The sequence below is a fragment of the Streptomyces anulatus genome, assembly GCF_000721175.1.
Lineage (GTDB): Bacteria > Actinomycetota > Actinomycetes > Streptomycetales > Streptomycetaceae > Streptomyces > Streptomyces anulatus_C.
Window position 1 is genome coordinate 101540 of the sequence record NZ_JOEZ01000030.1, and the last position, 25146, is coordinate 126685.

The window sequence follows — 25146 nt, forward strand, 5'->3', positions numbered from 1 at the left end:
ATCCCGGCGGTCTCCTGCGGTCCCGGCGGCCGGACGTCATCGGACGTCCGGCCGCTCCGCCGTCGTTCAGCCCGGGGCCGCGGCCGGATCGCCCCGCAGACGTCGGGCCCGGAGCACCAGGAGCATCTCGAAGCGCTGGTCCGGTTCGTCGATGGCGTCGCCCCACAGCTCGCGGATCTGCCGCAGCCGGTAGCGGGCCGTCTGGGGGTGGATACCGAGGCGGGCGGCGACATCGGAGGCGCCGCCGGGGGTCTCGATCCAGGCGAGCAGCGTCTCCGCCATGCGCCGCGTCTGGGTCGGGCTGAGGCCGTCCAGCGGGGCGAGGCAACGGCGGGCTGCGGCGTCGATCAGCTCATGGGCGGGGAGCAGCAGCAGTTCCTCCGTCCGTTCTGTGCAGTACAGCACCTCGCCCTGCGGCAGCAGGCCCTTCTTGATCAACTGGACGGCGGTCTCCGCCCAGCGCAGCGAGGTCGCCGCCGCCGCCAGCGGGACCGCCGGGCCGATCGCCCCGGACCAGCCGGCCGTGGCTCGCCGCAGGATCTCCGCACGGCCCGCCGTGTCCGGATCCGGGATGACGATGCGCGGCTGCTCGCTCTCCATCTCCAGCAGGATGCCCTGCCCCACCGCGGGGGCCACGGCCTCGCGGGCCGGGCGCATGAGCACGCCCACGGCGATCGTCTCCGGGAGCTCCCAGCCGATGCGGGCGGCCCGCTCGGCCAGGGTCATGGACACATCCCCGCGGTGTTCCACGAGGAGGAGATCGATGAGCTGCCGCTGGAGGCGGAGCCGTTCACTGGCACGCCGGGCCGCCGCCTCGGCGTAGCCCCGTACCGACTGTTCCACGAGCCCGTCCAGATACTCGAATCCCGATTCGGCCAGCTCGTACATGGCGGGCGCGGGGATGTCGACCTGCTGGCCGATCTCGGCGAGCCTGCGCCAGGTGAGCCGGACCCCGAGGCGATAGATGGCCTGGAGCGCGTCGAGGCTGCGGCCCTCGAGCCCCTCGCCCCGCCCGAACTCCTGGAACATCTCAGGCGGCACCCGTGGGTGGGCGCCGGCGGTGAGGTTGTGGACGAAGCCCTCGATGGCGCGGCGGATCCCGACGAGGGCCAGCGGCTCCCCGGACTCGTCCTCGACCAGGTGCAGATAGGGATATTCCTGGCGGATCTGGCAGAGGATCGTCTGGGCGAGCTCCGGGGCCTCGGACCGGGCGATGGCCTCGAAGCGATCGAGCTTCGACCGGGGGACGTCCTGCCAGGCGGGGCGCGTCACGGAGCCGCCGGTCCGGTGTCATAGCTGATCAAGGGCGTATTGGGCTGGTCGGGGGTGGCGTCGAGCAGTGCCACGACACCGACCGCCGCGCCAACGGCGAGCGTCGCGGCCACCAGGACGGTGACAGCGGCGGCGATGAGTCTGCGCATAGTCGGGTCAGCTCCTTGCTGGAGACGATCCCCACCCCTTCAGCCGGGCCCCTCCGGCTGGGACACAGTGTCGACAGCACATTGACATCCGTCAAGAGCGTGCTTACTGTTCACGCCAATCAAGGGCTTGACCGGCCCGGGGCCCGTGCACCTCCGCGAAGAGATTTCGACCCAGGAGTGCCCGGATGCGCCACAACGCTTCACCCCTGTCGCTTGTCCTGCTGGGGGCGGGAGTCTTCCTGCTCGTCCTCGCGCCGCTGCTCGTCTGGTACGTCCAGCCGCATGCCAAGCGCACCCCCATCGACACCGACACCACCACCGTCTTCACCGGGACGGGCAGCTACTTCGACACGTCCGAGGTGGAGACGGTCGAGGGCAGAACGATCACGATCACCCGGCAGGTGCGCGGGGACGTGGCCGACAGCGAGAAGAGCGGCAACGCCGTGTGGGACGTGTCCACGTCGGTCGACCACCAGGACACCCTGCCCGCCTCGGACCCGCGTGACGCCCTCCAGTGGACACTGGAGCGCTGGGTGACCGACCGGGCCACCAACGAGCCGGTCCACTGCTGCGAGGAGACCCCGGCGTTCGACGGGGAGGCGTACCTGAAGTTCCCCTTCGACGTCGAGAAGCGTTCCTACCGCTGGTGGGACAGCACGCTCGGCGGTGTCGTGCGGCTCTCGTACGCCGGTGAGCAGGAGATTCAGGGCTACTCCGGCCTTCTCTTCAAGGGCGAGGTGGAGCCCACCAAAACCGGGGTGCGCCAGGTGCCGGGGCTGCTCGTGGGGAAGAAGAAGACCCCCCAGGTGCTGGCCGAGGAGTGGTATTCCAACAGCGGCATCGAGCTGGTCGTGGACCGGCGGACCGGCCGCATCATCAACGCGGCGATCGGCCCGAGGAAGACGCTGCGCGCCCCGGGCTCCGAGAAGGACGCCGTCGTGCTGCTGGAGAGCAAGCGGGTGGAGTTCACCGAGGAGACCCAGCTCAAGCAGGTCGAGCTCGCTTCGGCGGACAGCGACCGGCTGGCGATGCTCGGCACGACCGCGCCGGCCGGGGCGGCCGGGCTGGGCGGCGTGCTCGCTCTCGTGGGTGTCGTCCTCGTCGTGCGGGGGCGCCGGACGGAGCCGGAAGCTCCGAATACTCACATGAGGACGATTCCGCACACCTGAGTTACCGACAAGTTGTTGCGCTGGTGAGTAGCCGGGCGCGTACCCGTGCCGAAAACTGTCTATCCCCACCAGAGCACGGCCCCCCGGTCTCGTCCCCGTCCATCCCTCTCAACTCTCCTCTTCCTCCCGCCTCACCCTCGCGATCCCTCGCCCCCTGTCACGTCCCCGTACCGCACGGCCCTCGCCCCTCCTGGGCCGCTTCCCCGATTCCCCGCACCCCGAGCCGAGTTGGAGCACCCATGCCCCAGCACGTCCCTCCCCCACTGCTCGACGCCGCCGCACGCCCGGGTCAGGGCCCGGCGTCCGCCCCGGTCCCCGCCACCCCGAGACGCATCGTCTTCCTCGCCCACCGCGACCTGGGCAATCCGGCCGCCGGCGGCTCCGAGCTGCTGGTCGACCAGCTCGCTCTGGGCCTCACCGAGCAGGGCCACGACGTCACGCTGCTGTGTGGCGGGCAGGCCGCCCGCCGGCCCTACCGGGTCGTCTCGGCGGGCAGCACGCTGGGGCACTACGTCGGCGCGCGGTCCGCGTTCGCCCGGCACATCGGGGCGTGCGACCTGCTCGTCGAGGTCTGCAACGGCATGCCGTACCTGGCGCCCCTGTGGCACCGCGGGCCAACGGTGTGCCTGGTCAACCACGTGCACACCGACCTGTGGGACATGCGCTTCCCGGCGCCGGTGGCCCGTGCCGGGCGCAAACTCGAACACTGGGCCCTGTCCCGGGCCTACCGCGACCACCTGATGATCGCGGTGTCCCCGTCCACGGCGGGCGCCCTGCGCGACCTCGGCGTGCCCGACCGGCGGATCCGGGTGGTGCACAACGGCGTCCAGGAGCCGAGCCCGCAGAGCGAGAGGTCCCAGGAGCCGCTGTTCGTGGCGCTGGGCCGGCTCGTCGACTACAAGCGCATCGACCTGCTGCTCCAGCTCTGGGAGCGGGTCCGGCCGGTCACCGGCGGGCGCCTCGTCATCGTCGGTGACGGCCCCGAGCGGGCCCGGCTGGAACAACTCGCCGGTCCCGGTGTGGAGTTCGCCGGCCATGTGACCGAGGCGGAGAAGCACCGGCTGCTCTGTGCCGCCTGGATGCTGCTGCACCCGGCGGCCGTCGAGGGGTGGGGGCTCGTGGTCACGGAGGCCGCGGCCCGTTCCACCCCGACCCTGGGCTTCGACGTGCCGGGGCTGCGCGACTCCGTCGAGGACGGCGTCACCGGGATCCTCGCCCCGGGCGCGTCCTCCTTCGCCGCCGCCTGGTGCGCACTGGCGCTGGACGACGAGCGGCGCGAGGCGATGGGCAAGGCGGCCCGCGAGCGCGCCGCGGACTACCGGTGGACCGCCAGTGTGCGCCGGTTCGCGGCGGTGGCCGCCGAGGCGGCGGCCGGTTCCACGGCTCCGACGGCGGACGGCCCGGACGCCCCGACGATCGGCGCGAGCGCGTGAAGGACCCTTCGTTCCGGCGGTCGGCCGCCCTCTTCCGCGCCTTCCTGCGCGAACAGGGCGACCCCGCCACGGCATACACCCTGCTGGCCCGTGACGCGGCCGACCAGGTCGAACGGCACGGTCCGCTCCGGGACAAGGTCGTCGTCGACATCGGCGGCGGCGACGGCTACTTCACCCGGGAGTTCCGGCGGCGCGGTGCGCAGAGCTACCTCTTCGAACCGGATCCGGCGGAGATCGGCCCCGGGCAGCGCGCGGACACCGTCGTCGCCGACGGCTATCTGCTGCCGCTCGCCGACGGCGCGGCCGACGTCTGCTTCTCCTCCAACGTGCTGGAGCACGTCGCCGATCCGCACACCTTCCTCAGCGAGATGGCACGGGTGACCCGCCCCGGCGGTCTCATCTACGTCTCGTTCACCAACTGGCTCTCTCCGTGGGGCGGCCACGAGTGGGCGCCCTGGCACTACCTCGGCGCCGAACGCGCCCGGGGCCGCTACGAGCGGCGCACCGGCGGCCCGGCCAAGCACCGGCTCGGCGAGAACCTCTTCAAGATCGGCGTCGGCGAGACCCTGGACCACGTCCGGAGCCGCTCCGACGTAACCATCGTCTCAGCACGCTCGCGCTACTGGCCCGTCCTTCCCCAGCTTGTGCCGCGGATCCCCGTACTCCGGGAGTTCGCCACCTGGAACCTCCTCCTCATCCTCCGGCGGTGTTCATGACCAGCGCTGTCCACCCAACCCGGTCCACGGCCCCGGACGGCGCGGGTCCCGTGCCGCCCGGCTCTGCCGAGGGCCCGCCCCCGCCCCGGTCGCGGCGTTGGCTGCTGGGCTTCTGGGCCGCCGTGTTCGCGGCGTTCCTCGCGGTGTCGCCCGGGCGGATGACGTTCGACACGAAGCTCGGCGTCGTCGTGGATCCCTGGCGTTTCCTGGGTGATCTGGGCGAGCTGTGGCACAGCCGGGCCGGGTTCGGCGGGATCGCCGACCAGTACGTGGGCTACGCCATCCCGATGCTGCCGTACTACGGCGCCGCCGACCTGCTGCATGTGCCGGTCTGGCTCGCGGAGCGGCTGTGGCTGTCGCTGATCGTGGCGACCGCCTTCTGGGGTGCGCTGCGGCTGGCGGAGCGGCTGCGCGTGGGTTCCCCGGCCACCCGGCTGCTGGGCGCGGTGGTGTACGCGCTGTGGCCGACGTACACGATCGTCGTGGGCTCGACCTCGGCGGCGGCCCTGCCGGGCGCCCTGCTGCCGTGGGTGCTGCTGCCCCTGACGGACCCGCGGCTCACACCGCGGATCGCCGCGGCCCGGTCCGCGCTGCTGATCCCTCTGATGGGCGGCGTCAACGCCGCCTCCACGCTGGCCTCGCTGCTGCCGGTGGGGCTGTATCTGCTGTCCCGGCCCGGCGGCCCGCGCAAGCGCGCGCTGCTGGCCTGGTGGATCCCGGGCGTGATCCTGGCGACCGCCTGGTGGATCGTGCCACTGCTGCTCCTCGGCACCTTCGGCGAGAACTTCATGCCGTACGTGGAGTCCTCGTACACCACCACCACGACCATGTCGGCGACCGAGGTGCTGCGCGGCGGTGGGAACTGGGTCGGCTATCTGAACTTCGGCGAGGCCTGGCTGCCCGCCGGCTGGACCGTCGCCACCGCGACCGTCACCATCCTGGGCTCGGCGCTCGCCGCCGCCCTGGGTCTGGCAGGGCTGGCACGGCGTGATCTGCCCGAGCGCCGCTGGCTGGTGCTGACCGTCCTGAGCGTCGCGCTCATCACGCTCGCCGGCTACGGCGGCGCGCTGGGCGGGCTGTTCCACGGGACGGTGCAGGACTGGCTGGACGGCTGGCTGGTGCCGTTCCGGAACATCTACAAGTTCCAGACGGGTCTGGCGCTGGCGCTGGCCCTGGGGCTCGCGCACCTCACCTCGGTGGCGTCCCTGGCCGCCGCCGCGCGGAGCGGCGGCAACCCGGTGCGCGCCCGCCGGCTCGCCCCGGTGGTCGCTGCCGCGATCGTGCTGCCGGGTCTCGCCTGGCCGTACCTCAACGGGTCGATCCTGCAGACGGGTTCGTTCCAGCAGCTGCCCAAGTACTGGGACGCGACCGGGAGCTGGCTCAAGGACAACTCGGCGAACGACCGTGCCCTGGTGGTCCCCGCGACCGCGCACGGCATCTACACCTGGGGCTCCCCCATCGACCAGCCGCTGGACGTCCTGGCGAACTCGCCCTGGGCTCAAAGGGATTACGTGCCGTTCGGCACGCCGGGCAACCGGCGGGCGATGGACGCCGTCGAGCAGGCGCTGACCTCCGGCGGCCAGGTTCCGGGGCTGAGCGAGTACCTGAACCGGGCCGGGCTCCACTATGTGGTGGTCCGCAACGACCTGGATCCCGACCAGTTGGGGTACGTCCCGACGACCACGGTGAAGCGCACGCTGGAGGCCTCCGGCTACCGGCGCGTGACCGGGTTCGGTCCGGTGATGACCGGCGGCCGGATCGCGGCGGACACCCCCGTACAGGTCGAGGGCCTCTATCCGCGGCAGCGGGCCGTGGAGATCTACGAGCCGCCCGCCGGGACGGAGCGTCCGGGCCGGGCGGGTACGGCCCCGGTGGCCTCGACGGCCGTCGTGAGCGGCGGGCCCGAGTCGCTGCTGCCGCTGTCGGCGAGCGGCGCACTGGACGGCCGGCCGGCCGTGCTGGCCGGTGACGCGCACCCGGGTCTGGGACGGCCGTCGCTGTACGCGGCGGGCGACGGGCTGCGGCGCGCCGACACCCGGTTCGGGCTGGTGAACTCCAACACCTCGTACACGTACACCGCGGACGAACGCAACGCCGCGGAGGCGGCGCAGGATCCGGGCAGGAGCCCCCGGCAGATCCTGCCGACGTCCGGTGCGAAGCACCAGACGACCGCCGTGCTGCGGGGCGCGAAGAAGGTCAGTGCCTCGTCCGTGGGGAACTGGCTGTTCCATCTGCCGCAGTACGACCCGGTCAACGCGTTCGACGGCAATCCGGACACCGGCTGGGCGGAAGGGTCCCCGGGATCGCCCGAGAACGAGTGGGTGCGGATCGACTTCACCTCCCCGACCGACCTGCCGGGCTCGCTCCAGGTGACGCCGCTGCCCAGCGCGAACGTGCGCGCCGCACCGACGGTCGTCCGGGTCGAGACCGACCGGGGCTTCAAGGACAGCCCGCTGAAGCCGGACGGATCGGCGCAGACGGTGGCCGCGCCCGCCGGGCAGGCGGCCTGGCTGAAGGTGACGATCCTGGAGTCCCAGCAGGGGCGTCCCGGGCTCACCGGCGCCGGGTTCACCGACATCGCGATCCCCGGGGTGCAGGTGACCCGGATGCTGGAGCTGCCCTCCGACGCGCCGCGTGAGGGCGCGGACTCCACCATCTACTCGCTGCGGCGGGGCAGTGACCCGGGCGGTCTGTCGTCGGTGGCGGCCGAGGTCGGCCTGCACCGGCAGTTCACCGCCCAGGAGGCGGGCACGTACAAGGTGTCCGCGAGTGCTGTGCCGGTGCCCGGGGACGACCTGGACAAGCTGCTGTTCGAGCTGACGGGCGAGCGGGACAAGATCGAGGTGCGTGCCGACTCCACGGCACGTCTGGGCACCAATCTGAGTCCGCGCAATCTGACCGACGGTGATCTGACCACGGCGTGGATCGCGGGCGAACGCCCCGTACTGCATCTGTCGTGGCCGGAGAAGAGGGAGGTCGGCGAGATCGTCTTCGCGGCGGCCGGTGGTCTCTCCACCCGCCCCGAGCAGGTGCAGATCAGCTCGCCCGACGGTACGGCGGTGGCCGCCGTGGACGAGAACGGCATGGCCCGCTTCTCGCCGATCAGGACCGACCGGATGGACATCACCATCTCGCGGCAGGCGCCGCTGACCGTCCACAACCCGGTCGCCGACGACCAGTTGCAGCTGCCGGTCGGCCTGAGCGAGGTCTACATCCCGGCCCTGGAGGAGTACCGCTCGCCGCAGCCGAAGCCGGACAAGACCTTCAGCCTGGCCTGCGGCAAGGGCCCGGTCCTGTCCGTCGGCGGTACGTTCCTGGAGACCCGGGCCGAGGGCCGGGTGCGGGACCTGACCCAGCGCCGGCCCATCGAGGTGACGCCGTGCACGAAGGACGGCTCGGTGGAGCTGGCCGCCTCGTCCACCACCGTCGAGGCGGGGGACGCGGGACCGCTCGCCATCACCGACGTCACGCTGAGCAACGGCACCTCCGAGGCCGGGGCGAGCACGCCGCGCTCGGTGGACGTCGAGCAGGGCGACGGCGACCGGCGCACGATCGCCGTCGGCGCGGGCGAGGCCTCCTACCTCCAGATCCACGAGAACCACAACGCGGGCTGGAAGGCCACCCTGGACGGCGAGGAGCTGACGCCGCTGCGGATCGACGGCTGGCAGCAGGCCTGGCTGGTCCCGGAGGGCGAAGGCGGCAAGGTCGCCCTGGAGTACGAGCCGGCCCGGATCTACCAGGTGGGTCTGATCGGGGCGGGCGCCCTGCTCCTGGTGCTCGCCGGCCTCGCCTTCGGGCGCCGCCGGAAAGCCGAGCCGTACGCGGCCGAGGAGCAGCCCGTTCCGCCGGGACCGGGCCTGATCCTGGGCACGGTCGCCCTCACCCTGGTGGGTGTGGTGATCGCGGGGCCGCTCGCCCTGGCGGTTCCCCTCCTCGCCGTACTCGCCCACTTCCGGCCGCGGTTGCTCTCGCCGGTGGCGTTCGCGGCGATGGCCGCCGCGGGTGTCGTCGCGGCGGTGGGCACCGGGGACACCACGGCGGCGGACGAGGGCGCGTTCGGCGCGACGGCCCAGTTCCTGGCCCTGGTCGGCCTGTTCGCGGCCCTGGTCACGGTCGGGCGCGGGCCGCTCGGCAGGCGGGCCGCCGGTGGCCCGGTCGCGGCGGGCGACGGGGCGCCCACGGTCCCGGCGCAGGCCGTCTCCCCCTCCGGCCGGACACTGTCCACCGACCCGAAGCGGCCGCAGGGAACTCCACCGCCCGCTCCCGGAGCCGGACACGGATCCGACGCGGGCGACGACCCCGGCCACGGTGGTGACGGTCCGACGCGGCAACTGGGCGTTCAGCGCCCGCCGTCCCGGCCCGGAGGGAGCACCTGATGGTGACCACGCAGCAATCGCGGGCGCGGGGCGACGGGCCCCGGCCCGGGACCCCGGACCGGGTGCCGTTCCCGGTGGTCGACGAGGTGGCCCGGCACTGCGAGCAGGGCGCCGAGCCGAACACGGTGCACATCGAGATCCATCTGCCCGGCCGGGTGGACGAGGGGCGGCTGCGCTCCGCGTTCACCGAGGCGCTGGCCCGGCACCCCCGGGCGCTGATGCGGGAGCGCCCCCGGGGCCCGTTCGCCCGGCGCTACGAGTGGGAGCTGACCGCCGGCGCCGACGCGGATCCGGTCTCCTTCCCGCCGTCCGGGCCCGGGGCGCTCGACCGGGCCCGGGCGCGGGCGCTGGACCAGGCCCCGCCGCTGACGGCATCGCCGCCGCTGCGGCTGGAGGTGGTCGAGGAGCCGGGGCGCGAGGGGTGTGTGCTGGTGTTCGCCGTGCACCACACCGCCCTCGACGGACCGGCGTGCCTGCGGCTGGCGGCGACGGCCGCCGAGATCTACGGCGCGCACCGCACCCCGCCACCGCCCGCCCCGGCGCGCCCGGCGTCCGAGCCGCTCGTCGGGGAGTCCCCGGCGTCGCCCCTGGCCCGGCCCGCCCGGATCGCGGCGGGCGCGCCGGGACCGTCCCCCGTACCGGGCAACGCGATGCTGCTGGTCGAACTGCCGGTCCCCCGGCGGGAGTCCGGCGCCCCGTACACGGTGAACGACCAGCTGATGGTGGCCACCGCGCTCACGGTGGCCGACTGGAACCGGGCGCAGGGCGGGCCGGGGGCCGACCGCCGGCCGCTGCGGATCACCATGCCGGTCGACGACCGCAGCCGGGGGCCCGAGATGCCGATCGGGAACGGCACCCGGCTGGTGGAGGTCGGTTTCGCCGCCCCGGAGCTGGCGCCCGGGGCGGATGTCGCCGCCCTGCTCCGGGCGACCGCCGAGCGGACCCGGGCGCTCAAGGCGCGCCCCCGGCCCCCGCTGGGCCGCTCGGCTTCCCTGCTGACCGCGCCGCTGCTGCCGGTGGCCGCCCGCGCCGCGTTCACCCGGGGGCTGAGGGTGCTGGCGGGTCCGTGGACCTCGACGACGCTGCTGAGCAACATCGGCCGGGTGCCGTACCCGTTGGACTTCGGGGAGGCGGGCCGGGCGAAGGCCGTGTGGTTCTCCGCGCCCGCCCGGATGCCCCGGGGGCTGACTTTCACCACGGCGTCCACGGGCGGTCGGCTGCATCTGGCGCTGCGCTGGTCGCGCACCCTGCTCGGGGACGAGGACGGCGTACGCCTGCGCGAGATGTTCACCAGCCACCTGGCCTCTACGTCCTCGGAGACCGTATGACCAGCACCGCCTCTCCTCCGCCCGGGCTGCGGGACTTCTACGAGAACCCGGCCGTCCCCGTGGCGTCGGGCGACGGGCGCAGCAGACGGCAGGCGCGGCTCCTCGCCGACGCGCTGGACGCGCCGGGTCAGGTGATCCTCGACATCGGGTGCGGCGACGGCACGGCTGCGGCCACGGCGGCCCCGATCCTCGCCGGGCACCGGCTGATCGGTGTCGACTGGTCGCAGGACGCGCTGCGCAGGGCCCGGCCCCGGATGGGCCTCGTGGTGCGCGGCGAGTTGGAGCACGGCGGGCTGCCGCTGGCCGACGGGTGCGCGGACGCGGTGCTGTTCAGCGAGATCCTGGAGCATCTGGTCGACCCGGACCAGGCGCTGGACGAGCTGCGGCGCGTCCTGCGGCCCGGCGGCCACCTGATGCTGTCCACCCCGAACCTGGCGGCCTGGTACAACCGGGCGCTCCTGCTCGCCGGGGTGCAGCCGGTGTTCTCGGAGGTCAGCCTGCGCGGGATCCACGGCCGCCCCGGCTCGGAGGTGGTCGGGCATCTGCGGCTGTACACGGCCCGTGCGCTGCGCTCGTTCCTGACGGCGTCCGGCTTCACCGATGTGACGATCAAGGGCGCCCCCTTCCACGGGGTGCCGCGTCCGCTGCGGCTGCTGGACCGGGCGGCGTGCGCGGTGCCCGGGGCGTCCTCCATCCTGCTGGCCCACGCGCGGCGGAGGTAGCGCGATGTGGTGGGGTGTCGGCGCGGCGCTGGTCGCCAACGCGCTGTACAGCGTGGGGTTCGTGGTGGAGAAGCGGGCCCTGGGCTCGCTGCCCGCGCTCTCCGCCGGCCGGCCGCTGCACGTCATCCGGGTGCTGCTGACGAGCCCGCTGTGGATCGTCGGCGCGCTGGCGCTGGCGGCCGGGTTCGGGGCCCAGCTGGTCGTCTACCGGGCTCTGCCGATCGCGGCGGCGCAGGGCATCTTCGTCTCCGGTCTGGTGCTGCTCCTGCTGCTGTCCTCGGCCGTGCTCGGCGAGGAGTCGACGGGCCGCGAACGCTATGCGCTGGGCGGGGTGTTGGTCGCCCTGCTGATGGTCGTCGCCTCCGTGCGCGAGGGCGAGGACGTGGTGAGCGGCGGCGCCCCGTGGATGCTGGTGCTCCTGGTCTGTCTGCCGGCGCTGGCGGCGGGCGTCTGGCTGTACGTACGGGTCGAGAGCCGGGCGGCCAAACGGCACCGGGTCCCGACCAGCGGCATCGGGTACGGGGTGGCGGTGGGCCTGCTCTACGGGGTCAGCTCGCTGGCCATCAAGGGCACGTCCAGCCGTCTGAACAGCACGGATCCGAGCGAGGCCGCGCTGTCGCTGCTGGGGTCCCCGTATCCGTATCTGCTGCTGTTCACCGCGGCGGCCGGTCTGGTGATGTCGCAGGCGGCGCTGCAGCGCTGCCGGGCGTCCCTCATCGTGCCGGTGTGCACCACGGTGACCTGTCTGTTCACCGCGGTCCTCGGGACGCTCGCGTTCGGCGAGACGCTGCCCGAGGATCCGCTGCTGCTGGCCCTGCGGGTGGGCGGCACGGCGCTCGCCCTGTCCGTCCTGCTGGCCATGCCGCGTCACGATCCGCCGCCCGCCGCGCCGTCCTGACCGCCGCATCCGATCCGCCGTCCGGTCCACCTGAGTTGAGGGAGCTTTACCGATGAACCCCGACGACCCGCTGCTCGCCATCCTGGCCTGCCCGCTCGACAAGGGACCGCTGTCCCTGCTGCCCGAGGAGGAGGCGCTGTACAACCCCCGGCTGCGCCTGAGTTACCCGATCGTGGACGGCATCCCGCAGCTGCTGCCCTCGTCGGGCCGGAAGGTCTCGGCTGACGACCACGAGCGCCTGCTCACCCGGCTCAAGGCTTCGGCCACGTGACCACGTTCGCCGCGGCGGTGGCGTCCCGGCTGCCCAGCAGCCTCGTCGGCTCCGTGGCCGTCGCCCTCTATCCGCGCTTCGAGCCCGAGCTCCGGCGGCTCGCCGACTTCTGCCCGCCGGACGGCGTCGCCCTCGACATCGGGGGCTGGTACGGCCCCTGGTCGCGGCGGCTGGCCGCCCGCTGCGCCGAGGTGGTCACCATCGAGCCGGTGCCGCATCTGGCGGAGCATCTGCGCCGGACGCTGCCGTCGAACGCCCGGGTGGTCCAGGGCGCGGCGACCGACCGGGAGGGCACGGCGCAGCTGTGGTTCCCGGAGGGCGACCGGGGCGACCGGGGGGTGTCGTCGCTGGCCCGCCGCGAGATCCACGCGCACTGCCTGGAGGTGCCGTCGATCACCGTCGACAGTCTGGGGCTGCGCGGGGTCGGCTTCGTGAAGATGGATGTCGACGGCGGCGAGCGGGCGGCGCTGCTCGGCGCGGCGGAGCTGCTGAGCAAGGACCGGCCGGCCCTGCTCATCGAGCTGGAGAGCCGGCTCGGCCCGATCGCACCGGCGATCGACGTGCTGACCGGACAGGGCTACGCGGGCTGGCTCCTGGCGGGCCGGCGCTGGATCGCGCTCGACGGGTTCGACCTGGTGGCCCACCAGGCGCGGACCGAGCACCTGGTGCACCAGGGTCTGCTGCGCCGGGCCCTCGTGCCGCACCGCGACCGGTACATCAACTCGGTGCTCTTCCTGCCGGACGGGCGGACGCCGGGCACGGTCTGACCGGCCCCGCATCAAGCTGCCCGCCCCGTCGGCCCACCTGGCCGACGCCGGGAACGGGCGCTTCGCCCTTTCCTCGACGGCGGCGTTCGCACACCGCGGTGCGGAGTGGGCCGACCGCACCTTCCGGTCCCCGCACCGGCCCCGGCCCCGTCCGTCGGCCCACCGCTGGACGAGCGGGGCTACCGCGCCATCTCGTACGCCCCCGACAGCGCCTCGACGCGCTCCCAGATCCGGGCCGAGCGGGCCGCGTCGACGACCGGGCGGCGTACCGCGCCCAGCGCCCACTCCTGCTGGTCCCCGGTGGCGGAGTCCTTGCCGTGCAGTTCGACGGCGTGCGCGGAGAAGTCGCGTACGAGCACGGCGAACAGTTCGTCGAGCAGGTCCTGGTCCAGGCCGGTCAGCCGGGCCTGCTCCAGGATCAGCTGGCCGTGGACGACGAGGGCGAACAACTGGCCGACGGCGAGGAGGAGGTCGAGGTCGCGGCTCTGCTCCTCGTCGGGGGCGGCCGTCTCGACGAACGTGCACAGGGCGTCCGCCTGTTCGCGGAAGCGGGCGACGTTCGGCACCTCGGCGTACGCGTCGAACGCGGTGCGCCAGTCGTGAAAGCGTACGGAGCCGAGGCCGCGCGCCGGGCCCTGCCGGAACAGGAAGGCGTCGTCGGCGGCGTCGAGGCGGGTCGGGACGACCGGGTGGTCGACCGGGTTCAGCAGGTGGTTCCGCATGAACTTGAGGATCAGCGCGAGGTTCACGTGGACCGTGCCCTCCAGCTTCGGCAGGCCCCGGATCTCGATGGCGGCCTGGGCGAAGTAGTTGTCCTTCTCGAAGCCCTTGGCGGCGATGACGTCCCACATGAGGTCGATGACCTTCTCACCCTCCGTGGTCACCTTCATCTTCGTCATCGGGTTGAAGAGGAGGTAGCGGCGGTCGTCGGGTCCGGCGGAGCGGAAGTAGTCGACGGCGCGGTCGCTGAACAGCTTCATCCCGACGAGCCGGACGTACGCGTCGGTCAGCTCGCGGCGCACGTGCGGGAACGCGGTGACCGGGCGGCCGTAGAGGATGCGGTTGCTCGCGTGGGTGACGGCCTCGTACATCGCGTGCTCGCAGATGCCGATGGAGGCGGTGCAGAGGTTGAACTTGCCGACGTTGACGGTGTTGAGTGCGGCGTCGAAGGCGGCCCGGCCGGTGTGCAGGATGTCGGCGGGGGCGACCGGGTAGTTCTCCAGGCGGAACTCGCTGACGTACTTCGAGGAGTCGACGACGTTCTTCACGAGGTGGTACGCCTCGTGGCGGCTGTCGGCCGCGAAGAAGACGTAGCCGTCGGGGCCCTCGACGTCGGTGCGCCGGCCGAAGACGGAGACGAGACCGGCGGCGTTGCCGTTGCCGATGTAGTACTTGGAGCCGGACGCCCGGAAGCCGCCGGCACCGTCGCTGTCCGGCTCCAGCAGCATGTCCGTGGAGTAGATGTCGGCGCCGTGGGTCTTCTCGGAGAGGCCGAAGGCGAACACCTCACCCTGGGAGAGGAGTTCGGCCGCCCGGTCGCGGGCGGCGGCGTTGTCGCTCTGCCAGACCGGGCCGAGGCCGAGGATGGTCACCTGCCAGGCGTACCAGTAGTCGAGGCCGTAGAACCCCAAGATCTCGTTGAGCGCGGCGATCCTCGCCGTGTCCCAGCGCTGCTCCTTGCCCCCCGCGGCGGAGGCAGGGGTGAGGAACGTGGCGAACAGGCCCTCCTTCGCGGAGAAGGCGAGGAAGTCGCCCAGCCAGGCGCGCGAGCGGTAGTCCTCGATCAGCCGGCGCTTGCCCCGCTCCTCGAACCAGTCGACGGTGGCACGCAGCAGCCTGCGGGTCTCGGGGTCGAAGTGCTGCGGGTCGTAGGTGCGCGGGTTGAACAGCAAGGACGCGGACTCAGCCATGGCGGTTGCCTTCCGGGAAAGGTGAGGGTGAGGGTGGTAGTGGTTACGGAGGTGGCGGCCGGGTGCCGTTCAGGCGTCCGGACCCGACGCCTGCGCTGCGAGCCGTTGGAGCGTGTCGAGTACGTCGTCGAGCCAGGCGATCGTCATGCGCTCGTACGCGATGCCGCCGCGCAGCACGACGTGCTGGAGCTCCTGGCCCGCGTCCGGCGACGCCGGGGCTTCGGGCCCGGTGAAGTCGCGCAGTTCCCCGGCGAGGTAGTGCGCGAGCCGGTCCCGGTGCACCTGGTGGTGCCGTTCTACCTCGCGGATCAGGGCGGCCGGGTCGTCGAAGGCCGCGCCGCGGATCTTCACGGCGAGGTCGTGCCGGAGGCTCTCGGGCTCGATCGGCTTGCGCAGCCACGCGGCGAGGGCCGAGCGGCCGGGCCCGGTGACGGAGTACTCCTTCTTGTCCGGCCGGCCCTGCTGCGGCACCTCGCGGACGAGGAGCAGACCGTCGGACACCATGCGCCCGAGCACGCGGTAGATCTGCTGGTGGGTGGCGGTCCAGAAGTACCCGATGGACCGCTCGAACCGCCGGGCCAGCTCGTAGCCGGAGCCGGGCCGCTCCAGCAGGGAGACGAGGATCGCGTGGTCGAGGGCCATGCCGCGATCCTTCTATGCAACTCGTTGCATAGACAAGTCGTGGAGCCCGGGTGAGACACGGCTCACCCGGGTCCTGGCGGCCCCACCAGCAAAAGGGGCGTTTCGACCAGGCCCGGCAGGGCACCCAGAGCTCTGGGCACCGCCGAGCAGGAAGGGCAGGACCATGACGAGGAACGAACCGCCTCAGGACCCGAACCGGCTGCACCCCCGTCCCGACTTCCCTCAGCAGGACCAGGAGCATCCCGGCTGGACCGGCCCCATGGATCCGCCGCCCGATCACGGCGAGGAGTCCTACCGGGGATCGGGACTGCTCGACGACCGGAAGGCCGTGATCACCGGAGGCGATTCCGGCATCGGCCGTGCGGTCGCGCTGGCCTTCGCGCGGGAGGGCGCGGACGTGGTGCTGACCCACCTTCCCGAGGAGGAGAAGGAGGCCCAGGAGACCGTCCGCCTGGTGGAGCAGGCAGGCCGCCGGGCCGTGCCCGCCGTCTGTGACGTCCGGGACGAGAAGCAGTGCCGTTCGCTCGTGGAGCGGGCCGTGTCGGAGTGCGGCCGGATCGACGTCCTCGTGAACAACGCGGCGTACCAGATGTCCCAGCCCGACGGGATCTCCGCGATCTCGACCGAGCAGTTCGACCGTGTGATGCGCACCAACCTGTACGGGATGTTCTGGCTGTGCAAGACCGCGCTGCCGCACATTCCGGCGGGCGGCTCGATCATCAACACCACCTCGGTGCAGGCGTACAAGCCGAGTCCGCATCTGCTCGACTACGCGATGACGAAGGGCGCGATCGTCACGTTCACGCAGGGCATGGCCCAGATGCTGGCCTCCGACGGCATCCGCGTCAACGCGGTGGCCCCGGGCCCCGTCTGGACGCCCCTCATTCCGGCGACCCTGCCGGACACCGCCGAGTTCGGGAAGCAGAGCCCGCTGGGCCGCCCCGCGCAGCCCTCCGAGATGGCGCCCGCCTACGTCTTCCTGGCCTCCGCGAACGCCTCGTTCATCACCGGCGAGATCATGAACGCCACCGGCGGCACGCCGCTTCCCTGAGCCGACCGGCGTGATTCGGAGCGCGCCGGTGCCGGGAAGGCGCGATGATTGCCCGTGAATCCACGGGCAGCACCGATTCTCGACGCTCTCGCCGCCGACCCCGAGCGGGGCTTCTCCCGCCCGGGCACAAGCACGCCCGGGGCGCATCCCCCGCCGTACGCGCCGTGCTGGGCGACACGGTGTTCCACTGCGACGTGCCCGCCACGGGCGGGCGGACGAGCGGCGGGGGGAAGTCCGCCGAGCCGCGGCGGGCCGAGGACCTGATGGGCGACGCCGTCCACGCCGAGCACGTTCATCTCCACCTGCGGCAGTTCCTTCTCGGTGAAGGCCGCCATGCTCAGCGTGGCCGCACCGCACCAGAAGCTGCTGGTCGCCCGGGACGCTCACAAGTCCGTCATCGCCGGCCGAAACCGAGAAGGACAGCTCCGCTTCCGTTCGGGGCATTCTGCGGCACCGACGCGTATCCATGAGCTTGACGGGGCACCCGTGTCGCCGTGCCCCCGACCGGCACCCCTCCCCCCCCAGCACGAAGGAGACACTCCGTCATGCGTGCCATCGCCCTGGTCTGTACGTTGAACGCCTCGCCCGCCCCCTCCAGCAGCCACCATCTCGCCGAGCAGGTCATGGCCGCGTTCTCACGCCATGACGTGCCGGGCGAGATCGTCCGGATCGCCGACCACGACGTCCGGCCGGGAATCGGAGTGGACCTCGGCGACGGTGACGCCTGGCCCGTGATCCGGGAGAAGGTCCTGGCCGCCGACATCCTCCTGATCGCCACGCCATCTGGCTCGGCCACCCGTCCAGCGTCTGCCAGCGGGTCCTGGAACGGCTGAACGCCGAGTCCTCCGAGACGGACGACCAGGGCCGCCCGCACACCTACGGCAAGGTCGCCGCCGTAGCGGTCGTCGGCAACGAGGACGGCGCGCACAAAGTGAGCGCCGACGTGTTCCAGGGGCTGAACGACGTCGGCTTCTCGCTGGCCCCCGGAGCCGTCACGTACTGGGTGGGCGAGGCCATGCACGGCACCGACTACCAGGACCTGGACACCACGCCCGACGCCGTCGCCTCGACCACCGAAGCCCTCGCGGCGAACGCCGTCCACCTGGCCCGCCTGCTCGCCGACCACCCCTACCCGGCCTCCTGACGGCCCGTGGGCCGCGCACGGTGTCGGCCCCTCCCGCCGCGAGAGGCCGACGTGTCCGGCGGGCACCACGGCTGCGCAGTTCGGCCCCCGGGATCGTGGAGGCGACCCGCAGCACGCGGTGAAGCGTGCGGTGGTCACGAGGCCGGGTGTGCACCAGGCGCGGGAAACTCGTCCTTGTCCGTGGGGCAGAACATGTTTCGCAACCTGTACAGGGGTACTCCGGCTGATAGGTATCCGGCGTACGCGGAGCTCAGGCGCCGACGGGTTGGGAAAGCAGCCATCGGCGCCGCCCCTGAGGCGGTGTCGCTCCCGCTCGGTGCCGGCGGGCGCGCCGTTCCGGTCGTCGTCGTTCAGGGGGATCTACGGAAAACGCGGTGGGCGCCCCTCGGAAGAGGGGCGTCACCGCATCGGTGCAGGCCTTGTCGCCCGACGGCGGCGAGGCGGAGAAGGGAGCTCGTCATGCCGGCCGGATCCAACAGGAAGCGTGAGCGCCAGTACGAGCACATCAAGGAGAGCCAGGAAGAACGGGGCACGTCCACGGGGCGCGCGAAGGAGATCGCCGCCCGGACCGTGAACAAGCAGCGTGCCCGGTCGGGTGAGTCCAGGACGGCGAGCAGAACCTCCACCCACGACAAGAAGTCCGCCTATCAGCGCGGCGGCGAATGCTCCCACAAGGGCGCACAGGGGCCCACGAAGGACCAGCTCTACGAGGAGGCCAAGAAGAAGAACATCGGCGGGCGTTCCTCCATGAGCAAGGAGGAGCTCCGGAAGGCTCTCGGACGCTGACGCGCGGGAGCACTCCCCGGCCACACCACGGAGGAGCAGAGGATGTCCGAAGAGGCGCGCGGCGACGATGTGTATCAGCCGCAGGACGATGACGGCCAGGATCCGCCGAACGACGAACTCGACATGGAGAACGCGCTCGGCGAACGGGACTTGGACGACACGATGGAAGAGGGCTACTCCCCGCCCGAACGCCCTCTGGCCGTCGACGAGTACGGCACGACGGGGGCGGAGGAGCGCCAGGGCGAGTCCCTCGACCGTCGGCTGGCGCGGGAGGTCGACGACGTGGAGCCGCCGGACGGCGACGGCATCGGCGATCTCGCCGGGGGCGAGGGCGAGCCGCTGGAGCGGACCGGCCGTGAGGAGCGTGCCGGACGGCTCGGTGCGGCGGAGGACCCGACCGCGCGTCGGTCCGGTGTCTTCGCCGAGGACGTGGGCATCGACGGTGGCGCCGCGTCCGCAGAGGAAGCGGCCGTGCACGTCACGGACGAGGCGGACGGCCGGGGACGCCGGGACTGACGGCGCTCCACGCCCCCGTACGCGTACGTCGACCGCGCCTCAGGGAAGCGCCACGGCGGGCCCGCTACGCGGCGGGCCCGTACGCACGGCGATCATCGCGATGTCGTCGTTGCGGTCGTCGACCAGGCCGCTGAGCAGTTCGTCGCAGAAGGTCTCCAGCGGTTCCCGGGCCAGGGCCGCCGCGTGCTGCCGCAGGCGGGCGAGGCCGCGGTCCAGGTCTTCGGACCGGCGCTCGACGAGGCCGTCGGTGTACAGCAGCAGGGTGGATTCGTACGGCAGCCGTTCCACGGCCGCCGGACGGTGGCTCTCGGGATCCATGCCCAGCAGCATGCCCCGTCCTTCCGTCAGGAACCGGGTCTCTCCGCCGTGGGTCACCAGCAGGGGCTCGGGATGGCCGGCCACCGCGTAGCGGAACTGCCAGGGCTCATCGGCCGCCGTCCGCTCGACCAGACCGTAGACGCAGGTGAGCGTCTGATGCGGAGAGAGGATGTGGTGAGCGGCGTCCAGCCGCGCCAGGATCTTGCCCGGTGGCTCCTTCCGGTCGCAGGCGATGCCCCGGAGCATGTTGCGGGTCTGGCTCATCATGATCGCCGCCCGGAGGTCGTGCCCGGCGATGTCGCCGATGATCAGGGTCAGGGCCCCGTCGGGCAGCACGAAGGCGTCGTACCAGTCGCCGCCGACCCGCGCGGTGGCCGTCGCCGACTGGTACCGGGCGGCCAGTTCGAGCGGCGCGTCCGCGGGCAGGCCGGGCAGCAGTGACCGCTGCAGGCGCTCCGCGGTGTGCTGCACCTGCGAGTGCAGGCGGGCGTTGTCGATGGCCAGGGCCACCCGGTGGGCCAGGTCCTCGACCAGGACGAGGCTCTCTTCCGTGAGCGCCGCCTCGGGGCGGGTGCGCGCCAGGGTCAGTACGCCGAACACCTGGCGCCGCGCTCTCAGCGGAGCGACCACCGCCGTGTCGGTCGCCAGCCTCTCGAAGAGTTCCCGCTCGCTGGCGTGGAGCGGGTCCGTGCCCTCCCGCGAGGCCGGGAAGCCGGTGAGGAGCACGGGGCCGACCCCCTGCAGGGCCCGGGCCGCGTGCGCCCGGGACCCCTCCGCCGCCGGCAGCAGTCCTTCGTACAGGCCGGGACACGCGGCGTCGGCGTAGCGGTGCTCGACGACGACGCGGCGCAGTCGTCCCTCCTCCAGCAGGTCGACGGCGCACCAGTCGGCGAGGCTCGGGACCAGGGTCCGGCACAGCCGGCGGATGCCGGTGTCCATGTCGAGTGTGCTGGCCAGGGCCTCGGCGGCGTTGGTGAGGAGGGTGAGCCGGTCGAGCGCCTGCTGTACCCGGGCGTCGACCTCGTGGACATCCGCTCCGTGGGCCGCAGGCCCCGTGCTCCGTGGCGAACTCATGCCCGCTCCTCGTCTGGATCAGGGCTGTTCCGTGTCGGACCGGGCTCGTCCCGCGGCCCGCCCGGCGTCGCGGTCAGGTGCCTGGTTCCGCCGGCTGCTGCTTCCCGTCGGTCGACCAGCGCAGCAGAGCCCCGTGGCCGCCGACCGGCTCGGCCGTTCCGGTGGCCGCGTCTCCCCGATCGTCCGCCGCGAGGTCTTCGGCGGGCTCCGGAGACGGGCTTGCGTGCCGACGACGACCGCCTCCGCGCCGGTCGGCACCGCCGAACTCAGCAGCGCGTCGCCGGCGCGGACGGCGAAGGGTTCCCGTTCGCCGAACGCGCGGGCATCGGTCCGGCGCGGCGCGGACTGCTCGGGTCCCGGTCCGGCGATCGCCCTGCGCACCGCCGGACAGGTCTCCTGGTCCGCGCCCCGCCCGGCCAGGTCCTCACTGATCTGCCGTGCCTTGAGCTCTCGGCGGCTGAGCGTGGCTTCGTCGGCGAACGAGGTGTCGAGATACACCGTCGCCCGGGGGCCCTGGTGTGCGTAGAGGGGCTTCGGGGGCGCGCGATCCATCATGTTCCTCCCGATCGGTCAGGGGACGAGCAGGGTCTTGATCATGCCGTCGTCCTTCTTCTGGAACGTCTCGTAGGCCTTGGGCCCCTCTTCCAGGGGCAGGTGGTGCGTGGCGAAGGAATCCACGCCCAGCGAGTCCCGGTCCACCAGCAGCGGCAGCAGGTCGTCGACCCACCGCTTGACGTTGGCCTGACCCATGCGCAGCTGGATCTGCTTGTCGAACAGGGTGAGCAGCGGCATCGGGTCGGCGGAGCCGCCGTAGACGCCGGAGACGGAGATCGTGCCGCCCCTGCGCACCAGATCGATGGCCGTGTGCAGCGCGGTGAGGCGGTCGATTCCCACCGTCTCCATCAGACGCTGACCGACCGCGTCGGGCAGCAGCCCGACCGCCGCGTGCGCGGCCTTGGCCACCGGAGCGCCGTGGGCCTCCATGCCGACCGCGTCGATCACCGCGTCCGTACCGCGTCCGTCCGTGAGGTCGCGGACGGCGTCGCCGAGGTCCTTGCCGTGACGGCGCAGGTCGAGGCAGGTGGCGCCGTACCCGCTCACCCGGTCGAGGCGTTCGGGGACCCGGTCCACGCCGATGACGAGTCCGGCGCCCCGGTGAAGGGCGATCCTGGCGGCCATGGCGCCGATCGGGCCGAGGCCGAGGACGGTGACGCTGCCGCCGGGCGGGATGTCCGCGTACTCCACCGCCTGCCAGGCGGTCGGCAGGACGTCCGACAGGTAGACGAACCGGTCGTCCGGCGGGCCGTGCGGGACCTTGATCGGCAAGGCGTTCCCGAAGGGGACCCGCAGGTACTCGGCCTGGCCGCCGGGCACCTGCCCGTAGAGCTTGGTGTACCCGAACAGCGAGGCGCCCGTGCCGCGCTCGCGCACCTGGGTGGTCTCGCACTGGGAGTGCAGCCCCTGCCCGCACATGTGGCAGTGGCCGCAGGACACGTTGAAGGGGATCACGACCCGGTCCCCCGGGGCGACGGCGGTCACCTCGGGACCGACTTCCTCCACCACGCCCATCGGTTCGTGGCCCAGGATGTCGCCCGCGTCGAGGTAGGGCCCGAGTATCTCGTAGAGGTGGAGATCGGAGCCGCAGATGCCGGTGGACGTGATCTTGACGATGATGTCCGTCGGATCCTGGATCCGTGGGTCCGGGACAGTCTCCACGCGGACGTCCCGCTTTCCCTGGTAGGTCAGCGCGCGCACGGTCACACTTCCTTTCCGCCGTGTCAACGGCCCTTTTCCCCGTGTGGGCGACTGCCGGGTTCCCTTACCGTTCCGCGTGAAACATTCGGGCACGGCCGGACATTTGAGAACATGGGGCCATGGGAAAAAGCGCTCTCATCGTCATCGACATGATCAATACCTACGAACATCCCGATGCCGAGCTGCTCATTCCCTCGGTCGGCGCGGCGCTTCCCCATCTCGCGCGCCTGATCGCGCGTGCCCGCGCGGAAGGCGTTCCCGTCATCTACGCGAATGACAATTTCGGTGAATGGCGCTCCCATCACGGAGAGATCATCCAGGCCGCTCTGGCGGGGAAGAACGCGGAACTGGTCGAGCCCCTGCTGCCGGACGACGACGCGCTGTTCGTCGTGAAGGCGCGGCACTCCATCTTCTACGAGACGCCGCTCAGCTACCTGCTCTCCGAACTGCACGTGGACCATGTCGTGCTCTGCGGCCAGGTGACGGAACAGTGCGTGCTGTATTCGGCCCTCGACGCGCATATCCGGCATCTGGGCGTGACGGTGCCGAAGGACGCCGTGGCACATATCCACCGTGACCTCGCCGAGGCCGCGCTGCGGATGATGCAGCGCAACATGGGGGCTGCCGTCCGCTACGTGGACGAGGTCGACTTCTGATACGGACCGGATGCTGACACGGACCGGACGGCGCGGGCCGGACCGGACGGAGCGGGAAGCGTTCCCGGGCCCGGTGCGCGGCGCGGCGAGCAGCCCGGCGACGCGGTCGCGGAGGCGGAGGCGCCTCAGGTTGTCGGCGGTGTGCGGAGCGCGGTGCGGCCCTCGCGCCAGGCCGCCAGCAGGTGGTCCGCGAGGAGGTCCTCCAGATGTCCGGTCGCCTCGATGCCCAGGACGATGTCGGCCGCCAGCTCGGGCTCGTCCGCCAGCAGTCCGCCGATCACCTCGTGGCGCACGACCTGTTCGTGGACCGCGTCGGCCTCCACGTGCTCGTCGTAGAAGCGCTGGGCCGCAGGGCCGGCGCCCACGTTGCGGAGAGCTGCCGCGAGCCGCCTGGAGCCCGGGGACGAGGTGATCTCCACCGCGGCGAAGTGCCCGACCAGCGCGCCGCGCAGCCGCCGGTGGAGCCCGAACAGGGACATCATGTTGACCGTGGCCAGGGCCTGGGCCGGCGCCACGTCGAGATAGCGGCCGTACTGCGGGTCGAGCCCCAGGTCGGCCATGAGATCGGCGAAGAGCTGGGCATGGATGTCCTCGGCGCGGCCTGCTCCGAACTCGTCGAACTCCACGGCGACCATCGCCGCCTTCGCCCGCCCGCGGAGTCTGGGCACCACCCACAGATGCGGGTCGGCTTCCTTGAGGTGGTAGAGGGACCGCACGGTGGCGTACTCCCTCAACTGCCACAGCTCGCCGCCCCGCTGGAGGTGGTGGCTGACGCTGTGGCCGTCATCGCCCACGGGTTCGAGCAGGAGCGCATCGACCGCCTGCGCCACGTCCGTCCTGCCCGATCCGCCGTCGTGGCGCAGCGCGTCCAGGAAGACGTCCTCGGCGGCGGCGCGCACGCCGAGCAGGGCGGGGTTCCACTCCAGGCGCTCGTCCGCGCCCGCGAATCCCCGGTAGTGGAGCTCGTACAGGACGTACAGGAGCAGGTGCAGGTCGTCGCCGTAAGGGTCGGCGTGGTGGATCGCCCCGACGTCGGGCAGGGTCGTCCCGCGGCCTGCCAGCACGTCGAGGACGCTCTCGCTCAGGGGCCCGCGCGCCAGGGGGAGCGCCGGAGATGCCTCGGGGCTGTTACGGGGGGTGGCAGCCGAGATCGTCACGGTCGGGGCTCCTTCTCGCCATCCTGGCCGTCCTGGCCGTCCTGGCCGTCCTGGCCGTCCTGGCCGTCCTGCGGCTTTCGGTCGCGCGGGCGGGCCCTGGAAGCCTTGCGACGACGGTGGCTGGTGTCGCACCAGGGGTAGGCGCGACTGCGGTGGCAGGTACAGATCGCCACGACGAAGCGGTCGGACCGGACCGTCGTCCCGTCGGCCTGCACGACGTCGACCGGGCCTTCCACCAGGATGGGGCCTTCCCGGTTCACCACCACGCGTCGCGGCGTCTCATTCCTTCCGGGCACGGATCACCACCAGCTCTTCCCTGTCCGGGTGGTCCCGCAGCAGGCCCTGCGCCCGCAGCCAGGCCACCCGGCCCAGCGTGACGGGGCCGAACGGAATCGTCACCCGGTCGGTCACGGAGACGTCCAGACCGGCGGCGGAGAGCCGGCCCACCGTCTCCTCGGGTCGGCTCAGCCCCGACTGCACCAACAGCAGCAGGCCGCCGGGGCGCAGGGCGGCGAAGGCGTCGTCGCAGATGCGGTCGAGGATCACCCGGCCGTCGGGGCCCGCGTCCCACGACCGGCCGGCCCGGTACCGGGGCGCGGAGAGGCCGGGGGCCGGGACGTAGGGCGGGTTGCTGACGACCGCGTCGAACGTACGGCCCGGCAGGGCCCGGAGCAGGTCCCCCCGCCGTACGGTGACGGGCAGGCGGGCGAGCGCGGTGTTCAGCCGTGCCGACGCCACGGCCCGGCGGCTGATGTCCACGGCCGTGACGCGGGCGCCGAGGCGCGCGGCGTGAAGGGCCAGCGTGCCGGTGCCGGTGCAGAGGTCCAGTACGTCCATGCCCCGGCGGATCCCCTCACGGCGCATGGCGGTGGCCAGCAGCAGCGTGTCGGTCTGCGGCCGGTACACGCCGGGCAGACGTACGACCGGGCCCGGCCTCGGCCGTCCCCCTTCCGGCCACGGAGCCACGCCGGACGGGTCCGGGAGGGCTCGCTGCGTCGTCGAGCCGTCCTCGTCGGGTACCCGCACTCCTCGCACC

General features: G+C 72.5%; 23 protein-coding genes and 1 pseudogene. 14 read left to right on the forward strand and 10 right to left on the reverse strand.

The genetic code is table 11. The annotated features are described in order from the left end of the window. Positions 1 to 66 precede the first annotated feature (66 nt). Both IG90_RS0129765 and IG90_RS44965 read right to left on the reverse strand, forming a co-directional pair. Positions 67 to 1272, reverse strand: coding sequence for a PucR-like N-terminal domain-containing protein (locus IG90_RS0129765; protein WP_030591215.1), 1206 nt, complete (start codon positions 1270 to 1272; stop codon positions 67 to 69). Then, positions 1269 to 1421: a hypothetical protein gene (locus IG90_RS44965; protein WP_164494007.1), complete on the reverse strand. Its 153-nt coding sequence runs from the start codon at positions 1419 to 1421 to the stop codon at positions 1269 to 1271. The genes IG90_RS0129765 and IG90_RS44965 overlap by 4 nt, the downstream gene beginning before the upstream one ends. A gap of 185 nt (positions 1422 to 1606) precedes the next feature. Here IG90_RS44965 and pgfA point away from each other — a divergent pair, with 185 nt between their 5' ends. From pgfA to IG90_RS0129815, 9 genes are all read left to right on the forward strand, one after another. Next, positions 1607 to 2590 (forward strand): cell envelope lipid trafficking protein PgfA, encoded by a 984-nt coding sequence (pgfA, locus tag IG90_RS0129775; protein WP_030591218.1) that lies wholly within the window; start codon positions 1607 to 1609, stop codon positions 2588 to 2590. A gap of 239 nt (positions 2591 to 2829) precedes the next feature. After that, a complete protein-coding gene (locus IG90_RS0129780) occupies positions 2830 to 4023 on the forward strand; it encodes a glycosyltransferase family 4 protein (RefSeq protein ID WP_030591221.1) in 1194 nt (397 codons plus the stop codon). After that, positions 4020 to 4739 carry a class I SAM-dependent methyltransferase gene (locus IG90_RS0129785; RefSeq protein WP_030591225.1) on the forward strand — a complete coding sequence of 240 codons (720 nt, stop codon included), beginning with the start codon at positions 4020 to 4022 and terminating at the stop codon, positions 4737 to 4739. Before IG90_RS0129780 ends, IG90_RS0129785 begins: the two co-directional genes overlap by 4 nt. Then, positions 4736 to 9115 (forward strand): alpha-(1->3)-arabinofuranosyltransferase domain-containing protein, encoded by a 4380-nt coding sequence (locus tag IG90_RS0129790; protein ID WP_030591228.1) that lies wholly within the window; start codon positions 4736 to 4738, stop codon positions 9113 to 9115. The genes IG90_RS0129785 and IG90_RS0129790 overlap by 4 nt, the downstream gene beginning before the upstream one ends. After that, positions 9115 to 10443 (forward strand): condensation protein, encoded by a 1329-nt coding sequence (locus IG90_RS0129795; RefSeq protein ID WP_030591231.1) that lies wholly within the window; start codon positions 9115 to 9117, stop codon positions 10441 to 10443. Before IG90_RS0129790 ends, IG90_RS0129795 begins: the two co-directional genes overlap by 1 nt. Next, on the forward strand, positions 10440 to 11165 hold the full coding sequence (locus IG90_RS0129800) for a class I SAM-dependent methyltransferase (protein ID WP_030591234.1): 726 nt from the start codon (positions 10440 to 10442) through the stop codon (positions 11163 to 11165). The genes IG90_RS0129795 and IG90_RS0129800 overlap by 4 nt, the downstream gene beginning before the upstream one ends. Positions 11166 to 11169: 4 nt before the next feature. Continuing rightward, positions 11170 to 12063, forward strand: coding sequence for a hypothetical protein (locus IG90_RS0129805; protein WP_030591237.1), 894 nt, complete (start codon positions 11170 to 11172; stop codon positions 12061 to 12063). 52 nt (positions 12064 to 12115) lie between these two features. Beyond that, positions 12116 to 12334, forward strand: a complete 219-nt coding sequence (locus tag IG90_RS0129810; protein WP_030591240.1) for a Trm112 family protein — start codon at positions 12116 to 12118, stop codon at positions 12332 to 12334. After that, positions 12331 to 13101 carry an FkbM family methyltransferase gene (locus tag IG90_RS0129815; protein WP_030591243.1) on the forward strand — a complete coding sequence of 257 codons (771 nt, stop codon included), beginning with the start codon at positions 12331 to 12333 and terminating at the stop codon, positions 13099 to 13101. The genes IG90_RS0129810 and IG90_RS0129815 overlap by 4 nt, the downstream gene beginning before the upstream one ends. 179 nt (positions 13102 to 13280) lie before the next feature. Here IG90_RS0129815 and IG90_RS0129820 read toward each other — a convergent pair whose 3' ends face one another. Next, positions 13281 to 15011 (reverse strand): acyl-CoA dehydrogenase family protein, encoded by a 1731-nt coding sequence (locus IG90_RS0129820; RefSeq protein WP_030591246.1) that lies wholly within the window; start codon positions 15009 to 15011, stop codon positions 13281 to 13283. Between the two features lie 69 nt (positions 15012 to 15080). Next, positions 15081 to 15653 carry a PadR family transcriptional regulator gene (locus IG90_RS0129825; protein ID WP_030591249.1) on the reverse strand — a complete coding sequence of 191 codons (573 nt, stop codon included), beginning with the start codon at positions 15651 to 15653 and terminating at the stop codon, positions 15081 to 15083. 163 nt (positions 15654 to 15816) lie between these two features. Between IG90_RS0129825 and IG90_RS0129830 the strand changes: the two genes are divergently transcribed. From IG90_RS0129830 to IG90_RS0129845, 4 genes and pseudogenes are all read left to right on the forward strand, one after another. Further along, on the forward strand, positions 15817 to 16704 hold the full coding sequence (locus IG90_RS0129830) for an SDR family oxidoreductase (RefSeq protein ID WP_030591252.1): 888 nt from the start codon (positions 15817 to 15819) through the stop codon (positions 16702 to 16704). Between the two features lie 545 nt (positions 16705 to 17249). Beyond that, positions 17250 to 17848 (forward strand): annotated as a pseudogene (locus IG90_RS39885) (flavodoxin family protein). Between the two features lie 459 nt (positions 17849 to 18307). After that, complete coding sequence (locus tag IG90_RS0129840) at positions 18308 to 18634, forward strand: hypothetical protein (RefSeq protein WP_030591255.1); 327 nt, start codon at positions 18308 to 18310, stop codon at positions 18632 to 18634. Between the two features lie 42 nt (positions 18635 to 18676). After that, positions 18677 to 19150, forward strand: coding sequence for a DUF5709 domain-containing protein (locus IG90_RS0129845; protein WP_030591258.1), 474 nt, complete (start codon positions 18677 to 18679; stop codon positions 19148 to 19150). Positions 19151 to 19189: 39 nt separating this feature from the next. On the opposite strand, the gene IG90_RS0129850 is transcribed toward IG90_RS0129845, so the two are convergent. The 3 genes from IG90_RS0129850 to IG90_RS0129860 are packed head-to-tail and all read right to left on the reverse strand — an operon-like array spanning position 19190 to position 22297. Beyond that, complete coding sequence (locus IG90_RS0129850) at positions 19190 to 20542, reverse strand: PP2C family protein-serine/threonine phosphatase (RefSeq protein WP_051860308.1); 1353 nt, start codon at positions 20540 to 20542, stop codon at positions 19190 to 19192. A gap of 18 nt (positions 20543 to 20560) precedes the next feature. Beyond that, entirely contained in the window at positions 20561 to 21094 is a 534-nt protein-coding gene (locus IG90_RS0129855) for a hypothetical protein (protein WP_030591264.1), read from the reverse strand. Between the two features lie 18 nt (positions 21095 to 21112). Beyond that, a complete protein-coding gene (locus IG90_RS0129860) occupies positions 21113 to 22297 on the reverse strand; it encodes a zinc-dependent alcohol dehydrogenase (protein ID WP_030591267.1) in 1185 nt (394 codons plus the stop codon). A 119-nt stretch (positions 22298 to 22416) separates the two neighbouring features. Between IG90_RS0129860 and IG90_RS0129865 the strand changes: the two genes are divergently transcribed. After that, positions 22417 to 22953, forward strand: a complete 537-nt coding sequence (locus tag IG90_RS0129865) for a cysteine hydrolase family protein (protein ID WP_030591270.1) — start codon at positions 22417 to 22419, stop codon at positions 22951 to 22953. A gap of 125 nt (positions 22954 to 23078) precedes the next feature. On the opposite strand, the gene IG90_RS0129870 is transcribed toward IG90_RS0129865, so the two are convergent. The 3 genes from IG90_RS0129870 to IG90_RS0129880 are packed head-to-tail and all read right to left on the reverse strand — an operon-like array spanning position 23079 to position 25145. Next, the gene (locus IG90_RS0129870; RefSeq protein WP_030591273.1) at positions 23079 to 24110 is read right to left on the reverse strand and encodes an iron-containing redox enzyme family protein; all 1032 of its coding nucleotides are present in this window, start codon (positions 24108 to 24110) and stop codon (positions 23079 to 23081) included. Beyond that, a complete protein-coding gene (locus IG90_RS0129875; protein ID WP_030591276.1) occupies positions 24107 to 24376 on the reverse strand; it encodes a CDGSH iron-sulfur domain-containing protein in 270 nt (89 codons plus the stop codon). Before IG90_RS0129875 ends, IG90_RS0129870 begins: the two co-directional genes overlap by 4 nt. 13 nt (positions 24377 to 24389) lie before the next feature. Then, complete coding sequence (locus IG90_RS0129880; protein ID WP_030591281.1) at positions 24390 to 25145, reverse strand: HemK2/MTQ2 family protein methyltransferase; 756 nt, start codon at positions 25143 to 25145, stop codon at positions 24390 to 24392. Position 25146 lies beyond the last annotated feature (1 nt).